General features: G+C 69.4%; 8 protein-coding genes. 1 reads left to right on the top strand and 7 read right to left on the bottom strand.

Annotation, left to right across the window (positions count from 1 at the left end; all coding sequences use genetic code 11):
* Positions 1 to 117: 117 nt before the first annotated feature.
* Genes ON39_RS28985 through ON39_RS28965 form a run of 5 tightly spaced genes read right to left on the bottom strand, consistent with a single transcriptional unit; the run spans position 118 to position 6386 of the window.
* Entirely contained in the window at positions 118 to 1035 is a 918-nt protein-coding gene (locus tag ON39_RS28985) for an HpcH/HpaI aldolase/citrate lyase family protein (protein WP_083894754.1), read from the bottom strand.
* Positions 1032 to 1490 carry a MaoC family dehydratase gene (locus ON39_RS28980; protein WP_051187289.1) on the bottom strand — a complete coding sequence of 153 codons (459 nt, stop codon included), beginning with the start codon at positions 1488 to 1490 and terminating at the stop codon, positions 1032 to 1034. Before ON39_RS28980 ends, ON39_RS28985 begins: the two co-directional genes overlap by 4 nt.
* 59 nt (positions 1491 to 1549) lie before the next feature.
* The gene (locus tag ON39_RS28975) at positions 1550 to 2710 is read right to left on the bottom strand and encodes an acyl-CoA dehydrogenase family protein (protein WP_040739132.1); all 1161 of its coding nucleotides are present in this window, start codon (positions 2708 to 2710) and stop codon (positions 1550 to 1552) included.
* Positions 2707 to 4782, bottom strand: coding sequence for an acetyl-CoA carboxylase biotin carboxylase subunit (locus tag ON39_RS28970; RefSeq protein ID WP_051187288.1), 2076 nt, complete (start codon positions 4780 to 4782; stop codon positions 2707 to 2709). The genes ON39_RS28975 and ON39_RS28970 overlap by 4 nt, the downstream gene beginning before the upstream one ends.
* 5 nt (positions 4783 to 4787) lie before the next feature.
* Entirely contained in the window at positions 4788 to 6386 is a 1599-nt protein-coding gene (locus tag ON39_RS28965) for a carboxyl transferase domain-containing protein (protein WP_040739131.1), read from the bottom strand.
* Positions 6387 to 6630: 244 nt separating this feature from the next.
* On the opposite strand from ON39_RS28965, the gene ON39_RS28960 reads away from it, so the two are divergent.
* Positions 6631 to 7224: an SACE_7040 family transcriptional regulator gene (locus ON39_RS28960; RefSeq protein WP_040739130.1), complete on the top strand. Its 594-nt coding sequence runs from the start codon at positions 6631 to 6633 to the stop codon at positions 7222 to 7224.
* An 8-nt stretch (positions 7225 to 7232) separates the two neighbouring features.
* Here the strand turns inward: ON39_RS28960 and ON39_RS28955 are convergent, their stop codons facing one another.
* Complete coding sequence (locus tag ON39_RS28955) at positions 7233 to 7979, bottom strand: 3-hydroxybutyrate dehydrogenase (protein ID WP_040739129.1); 747 nt, start codon at positions 7977 to 7979, stop codon at positions 7233 to 7235.
* On the bottom strand, positions 7976 to 9364 hold the full coding sequence (locus ON39_RS28950; RefSeq protein ID WP_040739133.1) for an MFS transporter: 1389 nt from the start codon (positions 9362 to 9364) through the stop codon (positions 7976 to 7978). Before ON39_RS28950 ends, ON39_RS28955 begins: the two co-directional genes overlap by 4 nt.
* Positions 9365 to 9533: the final 169 nt, after the last annotated feature.

The raw sequence follows: 9533 nt of genomic DNA, 5'->3' as shown, positions 1-9533 counted from the left end.
GCCGGTGCGCGCCTCGGCGAACTTCGCGAAGTCGGTGATCCTGGCGTCGGCGATATCCTGCTCGGTCGGCACCCACTGTGGTTGCACCGCGTTCCTCCTGGCTGTTCTCACTGGTGGTCAGGCGCGTTCTGCGCCTTGCGCGTTCGGCTCCGCGCTCTGCGCGTTCGACGCTGCGCTCTGCACGTCCGGCTCTGTGCCTTGCGCGGGTTGCGCTGCGCTCTGCGTGATCAGCGCTGCGCGCCGCACGATCTGCTCGGCGTGGCGCAGGACGGGGGCGTCGACCATCCGCCCCTCGAAGGCGAACACGCCGCGATGCTTCGGTACCTCGTCGAGTACCCTTCGGGCCCAGTCGATCTCGTCCGCCGACGGCGCGTACGCCGCGCGGATGACCGCCACCTGACTCGGGTGGATGGCGACCTTGGCGTCGAAACCGACGGCGACCGCGTCCAGCGCCTCGGCACGCAGGCCGTCGAGATCGCGGATGTCGAGGTACACCGAGTCGAGCGCCAGCTTGCCGTACGCCTTGGCCGCGAGCAGCGAGGTCGACCGGACATGCCGCGCCACATCGCGATAGCCGCCGTCGGCGTGCCTGCTCGACTTGCCGCCGAGCCCGGCGACGAGGTCCTCCGCGCCCCACATCACCCCGATCGCGTTGGGCGCGGTGACCGCGTCGCCGACCCGGAGTGCGCCGAGCGGTGACTCGATCAGCGCCAGCACCTCGTAGGCGGACAGCGCCGTGATCTGCTCGGCCGCTTCGCATTTCGGCAGCATGAGGCGCCGATACCGAGTGTCGGCCAGCGCGGTCAGGTCCAGGGCGTGCTCGTCGGTGCCGACGGCGTTGACCCGGACCACTGTGGTCTCGGGATCCAGCGGCGTCTCGACGAGGGCCTTGCGCGCCGCCGCCTTGTCGCCCGCGGCCACGCCGTCCTCGAGGTCGAGGATCACCACATCCGCTGCCGCGGCGGCCTTTCCGAAGCGCTCGGGCCGGTCCGCGGGGCAGAACAGCCACGCGGGCCCGGGCAGCTCCCAGGTCATGACTGTCCCGGCTCGGGGCGCAGGCGGATCATGGCGTTGCGCACGGCGACGGCGACCACGGTGCCGTGCTGGTTGCGCGCGGTGTGGCGGAAGGTGACGATGCCCTCGCCCGGCCTGCTCTTGGACACCCGCTTGTCCAGCACGACGGTCTCGGCGTAGATCGTGTCGCCGTGGAACAGCGGCGCCGGGAACTTCACCTCGGTGAAGCCGAGATTGGCGACGGTGGTGCCCTGGGTCAGGTGCGCCACCGCGAGGCCGACCATGGTGCCGAGGGTGAACAGCGAGTTGACCAGTCGCTGATGGAACGGCTCCTGGGCCTCGCTGTAGGCCGCATCGATGTGCAGCCCTTGCGGATTCATGGTCAGCGTGCTGAAGAGCACGTTGTCGGTCTCGGTCATGGTGCGGCCCGGCCGGTGCTCGTAGAGCACGCCGGTCTCGAGCTCCTCGAACCACATGCCGGTCTGCACGACTCGGCGCAGGTTCTCGGTATCGGCTGTGCCCGTTGCCTGTTCGCTCACAGTCCGAGCTCCCGTCCGATCAGCATCAGCTGCACCTCCGTTGTGCCCTCGCCGATTTCGAGGATCTTGCTGTCCCGGTAGTGCCTGGCCACCGGGTACTCGTTCATGAACCCGTAGCCGCCGAAGATCTGCGTTGCGTCGCGGGAGTTGTCCATGGCCGCCTCGCTGGCCACCAGCTTGGCGATGGACGCCTGCTTCTTGAACGGCTTGCCCGCCAGCATCAGCGCCGCGGCGTCATAGTAGGCGGTGCGCGCCGTGTGGGCCCGCGCCTCCATTCTGCCGATTTTGAAGGCGATGGCCTGGTTGCGGCCGATGGCCTGGCCGAACGCCTCGCGCTCCTTGGCGTAGCGCACGCTCTCGTCCACGCAGCCCTGCGCCGCGCCGACCGCGAGCGCCGCGATGGCGATGCGGCCCTCGTCCAGGATGCGCAGGAAGTTCGCGTAGCCGCGGCCGCGCTCGCCGAGCAGGTTCTCCTCCGGCACGCGCACGTCGGTGAAGCTGAGCGGGTGGGTGTCGGAAGCGTTCCAGCCGACCTTGTTGTAGGCGGGTTCGGCGACGAAGCCGGGGGTGTCGGTGGGCACCAGGATGGTGGAGATCTCCTTCTTGCCGCCGCTCTGGCCGGTCACCGCCGTCACGGTGACCAGCGTGGTGATGTCGGTGCCGGAGTTGGTGATGAACTGCTTGCTGCCGTTGATGACCCAGTCGCCGCTGTCGGCGATGGCGGTGGTCTTGGTGCCGCCCGCGTCGCTGCCCGCGCCGGGTTCGGTGAGCCCGAACGCGGCGAGCGAACGCCCGCTGGTCAACTGCGGCAACCACTCCTGCTTCTGCTTGTCGTTGCCGAAGCGGTAGATGGGCATCGCGCCGAGGGAGACGCCGGCCTCGAGGGTGATGGCCACGCTCTGGTCGACCTTGCCGAGCTCCTCGAGCGCGAGGCACAGCGCGAAGTAGTCGCCGCCCATGCCGCCGTACTCCTCGGGGAACGGCAGGCCGAACAGGCCCATGTCGGCCATGCCGGAGACGACCTCGTACGGGAAAGTGTGTGCGGCATCGTGTTTGGCGGCCACGGGAGCGACCACGGACTTCGCGAAGTCCCGCACAGTCATGGCGAGATCGCGGTACTCCTGCGGCAACGCGCCGGTGGACAGGAAGTCGGTCATGCTGGGTTTCCTTCTCGCTCGGCGGTATCGGTGTCCGTGTCCGGTCGCCCGCCGGAATCGGGTGATGTCGTGGGGCTTTCAGGCGCCGCGAGGACGCGGGCGAGTACTTGACCGAGGCGCACTTGGGTTCCCGGCGTCACCAGGAGCTCTACGGTCCCGGCGATCGGCGCGGTGAGGGAGTGCTCCATCTTCATCGCCTCGACGATGACGACGGGCGCGCCCGCGGCGACGGCGGTGCCGTTCTCGGCCTGCACCGCGATCACCGAACCCGGCATGGGGCTGGTGATCTCGGCGTCGCCGACGTGCTCGGCGGCGCCGCGCACGCTCGCCTCGGCGACCTCGCGCAGCATCGCGACGCCGGTCGGGGTGGCCAGCCACAGGTGGCCGTCGTCCTCGGCGACGCGGTATTCGCGGCGGATGCCGTCCAGGGTCAGCGTCAGCACGTTGCCTTCGACAGTCGCTGTGACCGACCGTGTTTCGCCCTCGTCGACGCGGACGTGCGCGGCGCTGGGCGTGCCGGTGAGGTGGACGTGCTCGGTCCGGTCGCCACCGGCCAGCCGGATCGTGGTCGGCGCGGCGTCGCCGATGCGCCAGCCCGACGGCACCTGCCACGGATCGGCCTGCGCGCTCGGCCAGCGCCGCAGCCAGCGGTAGGCGGCGGCGGCGACGAACGCCTCGTCGTCGACCGGGGCGGGCCGGAAATCGGCCACCCGGCGATCGAGCAGACCGGTATCGAGCTGTCCCGCCGCGACATTCGGGTCGGCGAGCAGGAAGCGCAGGAACTCGATATTGCTGGTCACCCCGAGCAGCACCGTATCGCCCAGTGCGCGATCGAGTTTCGCCAGCGCGGCGGCGCGGTCGGCCCCGTGCGCGATGACCTTCGACAGCATCGGGTCGTAGTCGCTGCCGACCACCGTGCCGACCCGCAGGCCCGAATCCACCCGCACGCCGGTGTCTTCGGGCTCGGACAGCTCGAGCACCGTGCCACCGGTGGGCAGGAACCCGCGACCGGGATCCTCGGCGTACACCCTGGCCTCGATGGCGTGCCCGATCATCCGGATCTCGTCCTGTTCGACCGCGAGCTTCTGCCCGGCCGCAACCCGGACCTGACACTCCACCAGGTCGACGCCGGTGACCAGCTCGGTGACCGGATGCTCCACCTGCAGACGGGTATTCATCTCCATGAAGAAGAATTCGTCGGGCCGGTCGGCCGAGACGATGAACTCGACCGTGCCCGCGCCGACATAGTCGACGCTGCGCGCGGTGTTGCAGGCGGCGGCGCCGATCCTGGCCCGCGTCGCGGCGTCGAGCAGCGGGGACGGCGCCTCCTCGATGACCTTCTGGTGCCTGCGCTGCAGGCTGCACTCGCGCTCGCCGAGGTGCAGCACGTTGCCGAACTGGTCGGCGAGGACCTGCACCTCGATGTGCCGGGGGCGCGTGACGAAGCGCTCCAGGAACAGGGTGTCGTCGCCGAACGCGGCGGCGGCCTCGCGGCGGGCGCTGCGCAGCGCCTCGGGGAGCCGGTCCGGATCCTCGACCAGCCGCATGCCCTTGCCGCCGCCGCCCGCGGAGGGCTTGACCAGCACCGGATAGCCGACCTCGGCGGCCGCGTCGATCAGGTCCGCGTCGGTCAGGCCGGGCCTGGCGATGCCGGGCACGACGGGGACATTGAACGCGGACACGGTGTTCTTGGCTGCGATCTTGTCGCCCATCACCTCGATCGCGCGCGCGGGCGGGCCGAGGAAGACGATGCCCGCGTCCGCGAGCGCGGCGGCGAAAGCGGCGTTCTCGGAGAGGAATCCGTAGCCGGGGTGCACCGCCTGCGCGCCCGTGCGCACGGCGGCGGCCACCACTTTGTCGATGGCGAGGTAACTTTCGCGTGCGGGGGCCGGGCCGAGCCGCACCGCGGTGTCGGCCTCGTGCACATGCCTGGCGTCGGCGTCGGCGTCGCTGTAGACGGCCACCGAACGAATGCCCATGGCGCGCAAGGTACGGATGACCCGCATCGCGATCTCGCCGCGGTTGGCGACCAGGACGGTGTCGAACCCGACGGGATGAGACTTGTTAAGCATCGCACTCACATCCGGAAGACGCCGTAGGAAACGGGTTCGAGCGGCGCCTGCGCGCACACCGAAAGGGCAAGGCCGAGTACGGTTCTCGTATCGGCGGGATCGATCACGCCGTCGTCCCAGAGCCGCGCCGTCGAGTAGTAGGGGTTGCCCTGCTTCTCGTACTGGTCGCGAATGGGCGCCTTGAACGCCTCCTCGTCCTCGGCCGACCACGGCTGCCCCGAGCTGTCGAGCTGATCGCCGCGCACCGTGGACAGGACCGAGGCGGCCTGCTCGCCGCCCATCACCGAGATCCTGGCGTTGGGCCACATCCACAGGAAGCGCGGCGAGTACGCGCGTCCGCACATCGAGTAGTTGCCCGCGCCGTACGAGCCGCCGATCACCACGGTCAGCTTCGGCACCCGCGCGCAGGCCACCGCGGTGACCATCTTGGCGCCGTGCTTGGCGATGCCGCCCGCCTCGTAGTCGCGGCCGACCATGAAGCCGGTGATGTTCTGCAGGAACAACAGTGGGATCTTGCGCTTGTCACACAGCTCGATGAAGTGCGCGCCCTTCATGGCGGACTCGCTGAACAGCACGCCGTTGTTGGCGACGATGCCGACCGGATGGCCGTGGATGCGCGCGAAACCGGTGACCAGCGTCTTGCCGTACTCGGCCTTGAACTCGTGAAAGGCGCTGTCGCCGTGCGGATCTCCGTCGACGATGCGGTGGATCACCTCGCGGACGTCGTACGGGGTGCGCAGGTCGACCGGCACCACGTCGTACAGCTCCGCGGCCGGAGCGGCGGGCTCGACCGTCGGCAGCACCGTCCACGGACTGGCCGGACGCGGGCCGAGCGTCGCGACGATGCGGCGCACGATGCGCAGCGCGTCCCGATCGTCCTCGGCCAGATGATCGGTGACACCCGAAGTGCGCGAGTGCAGTTCGCCGCCGCCGAGCTCCTCCGCGGTGACCACCTCGCCGGTCGCGGCCTTCACCAGCGGAGGCCCGCCGAGGAAGATGGTGCCCTGCTCGCGCACGATCACGGCCTCGTCGCTCATCGCGGGCACGTACGCTCCGCCCGCGGTGCACGAGCCGAGCACCGCGGCGATCTGCGGAATTCCCTTGGCGCTCATGGTCGCCTGGTTGTAGAAGATGCGCCCGAAGTGCTCCCGGTCGGGGAACACCTCGTCCTGCTCGGGCAGGTAGGCGCCGCCGGAGTCGACCAGGTACAGGCAGGGTAGCTGGTTCTGCAGCGCGATCTCCTGCGCGCGCAGATGCTTCTTCACCGTCATCGGGTAGTAGGTGCCGCCCTTGACGGTGGCGTCGTTGGCGACGATCACGCACTCGCGGCCGGACACCCGCCCGATCCCGGTGATGATCCCCGCGCCGGGGGACTCGTCGCCGTACATGCCGGTCGCGGCGAGGGGGGAGAGCTCGAGGAACGGGCTGCCCGGGTCGAGCAGCTGGTCCACTCGCTGGCGCGGCAGCAGCTTGCCGCGCGCGACGTGGCGGTCCCTGGCCTTGGCGGGTCCGCCGAGCGCGGCGGCGGCGAGCCGGGCGCTCAGGTCGTCGACCAGTGCCTTGTGGGCGACCCGGTTGTCGACGGCCTCTTCGGTAACGGTCATGACGTGATCCTCTGGGTCAGCGTCGCGGGGCGACTCGATGAGGGGTGGTGCTCGGGCGACGGGCCAGTTAGTCGCCGATAACTGGAATCCAGGTTAATCTTGACTAACCGAGATGTCCACCGAGCGCTTGCGAGTCACGGATGTGCGAGGCCGCACAGAGCGCTTGCGAGTCACGAATGTGCGAGGCCGCAGGGAGCGCTTGCGCCCGCATGTGCGAGGCCGCGATCGGGCGAAAGGAGCGCGTGTGACCAGCACTGACCCCGTCACGCCCACCCGCCGAGAACAGTTGAAAGCCCAGCGGCGCCGGCAACTGCTCGACGCCGGCGCCCGGCTCATCGCCGACCGGGGCTTCCTCGGCATGCGGCTGGACGACCTCGGCGCGGCCGTCGGCATCAGCGGCCCCGCCGTCTACCGCCATTTCCCGAACAAGGAGGCGCTGCTGGTGGAGCTGCTCGTCGGCGTCAGCCAGCGGCTGCTCGACGGCGGCAAGGCGGTCGTCGAGCGCACCGCCTCCGCGGCGGAGGCGCTGGACGGGCTCGTCGACTTCCACCTGGACTTCGCGCTCGGCGATCCGGAGCTGATCCGGATCCAGGACCGCGATCTGGAGAACGTGCCCGCCGCCGCCCGGCGACAGGTGCGCCGCACCCAGCGTCAGTACGTGGAGATCTGGGTCGCGGTGCTGCGCGAACTGCATCCCGGGCTACCCGAGGAGGCGGCGCGGGTGCAGGCCCACGCCGCCTTCGGGCTGATCAACTCCACCCCGCACAGCGCCACCACCGCGACGGCCGCGCGGGCCAGGCCGATCCTGCGCCGGATGGCGCTGTCGGCCCTCGGTTGAGCGCTCGATCATCGAGCGCTCCACCCGCCGTCCATGGTGTAGGTCGCGCCCGTCACCATGCCCGCGTCGGCGGAGCTGAGCCAACCGACAAGGGAGGCAACCTCTTCCGGCTCGACCAGGCGTTTGATCGCGCTCTCGGTGAGCAGGATCTTCTCCAGGACCTCCTGCTCCGGGATGTCGTGGGCCCTGGCCTGATCGGCGATCTGCTTGTCCACCAACGGGGTTCGGACATAGCCGGGGCTCACGCAGTTGCTGGTGACGCCGTGCCTGCCGCCTTCGAGCGCGGTGACCTTGGACAGGCCCTCCAGGCCGTGCTTGGCCGTCACGTAGGCCGACTTGTACTCCGAGGCCCGAATGCCGTGCACCGACGAGATATTGACGATCCGGCCGAAGCCCCGCCGGTACATGTGCGGCAGGGCCGCGCGGATGAGCAGGAACGGCGCCTCGACCATCAGCGTGAGCATGGTCCGGAACTGCTGCGGGGCGAAGTTCTCGATCGGGTTGATGCTCTGCACGCCGGCGTTGTTCACCAGGATGTCCACGTCCAGGTCGAGCGTCTCCAGGGCCTCGACGTCGAGAAGGTCCACCGCCCAGGACTTTCCACCCAGCTCGCGGGCCAGCGTCTTGGCGCCGACGTCGTCGATGTCGGCGATGGTGACCACCGCGCCGCGCGCGGACAGCTCCCGCGCGCAGGCCGCGCCGATGCCGCTGGCGCCGCCGGTGACCAGCGCGGAACGGCCTGTCAGGTCGCTCATTTGGCGGCCACCGGGGCGGGCTGGCCGGCCAGGTACTCGGCATCGGCGAGGTCGACGCTCTCCAAGGTCAAGCCTTTCGTTTCACGGGCGACGAGGACGGCGACCGCGGTGATCGCCGCCGCGATGGCCAGGTAGATCGCGATGGGCACCGCGGACTCGTAGGTGTTGAGCAGGCGCACGGCGATGATGGGCGCCAGCGATCCGGCCACGATCGAGGTGACCTGGTAGCCAAGGGACACACCCGAATACCGCATGCGCGTCGGGAACATCTCCGCCATGATCGCGGGCTGGCCCGCGTACATCAGGGCGTGGAACACCAGGCCGATGATGATGGCGAACATGATGACCGCGTTGTGTCCGCTGTCCATCATCGGGAAGGCGAAGAAACCCCACGTGCCCGCGGTGAGCGCGCCGGCCAGATACACCGGGCGCCTGCCGAACCGGTCCGACAGCCGCCCGGCCAGCGGGACCGCGACGAAGTGCACCGCGTGCGCGGCGAGCAGCCACCAGAGGATGACCTTGGTGTCGACGTGCACATGCACCTTGAGGTAGGTGATGGTGAACGTGACGACGAGGTAGTACAGGATGTTCTCGCCGAAGCGCAGGCCCATGGCGGTGAGCACGCCGCGCGGGTAGCGCTGGATCACCTCGACCACGCTGAGCGAGGTCGCCTTGATCTGCTCCACTTCCCGTTGCGCCGCAACGAAAATGGGGGCGTCGGTGACCTTGGTGCGGATGTAGTAGCCGACGAGCACGACCACCGCCGACAGCCAGAAGGCGACGCGCCAGCCCCAGCTCAGGAAGGCCGCGTCCGAGAGCCACGTGGTCAGGCCGAGCAGGACCACCGTCGCGAGCAGGTTGCCCATGGGCACCCCCGCCTGCGGCCAGCTCGCCCAGAAGCCGCGGCTGCGGCTGGGGCTGTGCTCGGCCACGAGCAGCACCGCGCCGCCCCATTCGCCGCCGACCGCGAAGCCCTGGATGAAACGCAGGACGACCAGCAGCGCGGGGGCCCAGTAGCCGATCTGGCCGAAGGTGGGCAGGCAGCCCATCAGGAAGGTGGACGCGCCGACCAGGATGAGGCTGAACTGCAGCAGCTTCTTGCGGCCGTACTTGTCGCCGAAGTGCCCGAAGACGATGCCGCCCAGGGGACGTGCGGCGAACCCGACCGCGTAGGTGATGAAGGCGGCCAGGATGGCGTCGAGATCGCTGGTGCCCTTGGCGAAGAACACCTTGCTGAACACCAGCGTCGCCGCGGTGCCGTAGAGGAAGAATTCGTACCATTCGACGACCGTGCCCGCCATCGACGCGGCTACCACCCGTCTCAGGCCGGTCGGCACCCCGCCGGGGTCGCCGCCCGTGGGCCACACTGCACTGCGCACGCTCATCGAACTCTCCTTCATGCCGGGGGTCACATCAGGGTGTGGATGTGATGGCCCCCACAAAACTCGGCTGCAACGAAGTATTAGTGCAGATGAGTTCGACCGCAATGACTAGATGTGCAGTTCGTATCTGCGAGTATGCAGATCATGTGGGAGTGTGTCACGACGCTCGAGG

This window comes from Nocardia tenerifensis NBRC 101015 (assembly GCF_000308715.1).
GTDB classification, from domain to species: Bacteria; Actinomycetota; Actinomycetes; order Mycobacteriales; family Mycobacteriaceae; genus Nocardia; species Nocardia tenerifensis.
The sequence above is the reverse complement of the archived record's forward strand: the minus strand, read 5'-3'. Positions and strand labels throughout refer to the sequence as shown.

Coding starts and splice junctions, on each gene's coding strand:
- ON39_RS28985 (WP_083894754.1), bottom strand. CDS start 1,035: ATGACCTGGGAGCTGCCCGGGCCCGCGTGGCTGTTCTGCCCCGCGGAC.
- ON39_RS28980 (WP_051187289.1), bottom strand. CDS start 1,490: ATGTGGTTCGAGGAGCTCGAGACCGGCGTGCTCTACGAGCACCGGCCG.
- ON39_RS28975 (WP_040739132.1), bottom strand. CDS start 2,710: ATGACCGACTTCCTGTCCACCGGCGCGTTGCCGCAGGAGTACCGCGAT.
- ON39_RS28970 (WP_051187288.1), bottom strand. CDS start 4,782: ATGCTTAACAAGTCTCATCCCGTCGGGTTCGACACCGTCCTGGTCGCC.
- ON39_RS28965 (WP_040739131.1), bottom strand. CDS start 6,386: ATGACCGTTACCGAAGAGGCCGTCGACAACCGGGTCGCCCACAAGGCA.
- ON39_RS28955 (WP_040739129.1), bottom strand. CDS start 7,979: ATGAGCGACCTGACAGGCCGTTCCGCGCTGGTCACCGGCGGCGCCAGC.
- ON39_RS28950 (WP_040739133.1), bottom strand. CDS start 9,364: ATGAGCGTGCGCAGTGCAGTGTGGCCCACGGGCGGCGACCCCGGCGGG.